Genomic DNA, 468 nt, shown 5'->3' with positions numbered 1-468 from the left:
TCCATTCGCTCGACTTGCATGTATTAGGCACGCCGCCAGCGTTCATCCTGAGCCAGGATCAAACTCTCCAATAAAGTTAGTTTGTCTAGCATCTAAAAATAAAAATTGACGTTTCACGTTGTTTGTTTCGTTCAGTTTTCAAAGAACTTTTTTGGTGGAGCCTAGCGGGATCGAACCGCTGACCTCCTGCGTGCAAGGCAGGCGCTCTCCCAGCTGAGCTAAGGCCCCAAACAATTATCGGGAAGACAGGATTTGAACCTGCGACCCCCTGGTCCCAAACCAGGTGCTCTACCAAGCTGAGCCACTTCCCGAAAGAAAACGCGCCCGAGAGGAGTCGAACCCCTAACCTCTTGATCCGTAGTCAAACGCTCTATCCAATTGAGCTACGGGCGCATATGGTGCCGAGGGCGGGGGTCGAACCCGCACGGTGGTCACCCACCGCAGGATTTTAAGTCCTGTGCGTCTGCC

3 tRNA genes and 1 rRNA gene are annotated in these 468 nt (G+C 53.0%); all 4 read right to left on the bottom strand.

What is annotated here, in order from left to right:
- Positions 1 to 74, bottom strand: a 16S ribosomal RNA gene (locus tag AC1DMU_RS29695); the annotation flags it as partial.
- Positions 75 to 152: 78 nt separating this feature from the next.
- Positions 153 to 228 (bottom strand) — tRNA-Ala (locus tag AC1DMU_RS29690).
- 9 nt (positions 229 to 237) lie between these two features.
- Positions 238 to 311 (bottom strand) — tRNA-Pro (locus tag AC1DMU_RS29685).
- 8 nt (positions 312 to 319) lie between these two features.
- A tRNA-Arg gene (locus tag AC1DMU_RS29680) sits at positions 320 to 393 on the bottom strand.
- Between the last annotated feature and the right edge of the window lie 75 nt (positions 394 to 468).

It is taken from the genome of Bacillus sp. 01N45, assembly GCF_056399205.1.
Note: the sequence above shows the minus strand (reverse complement) of the source record. Positions and strands in the feature narration are given on the sequence as shown.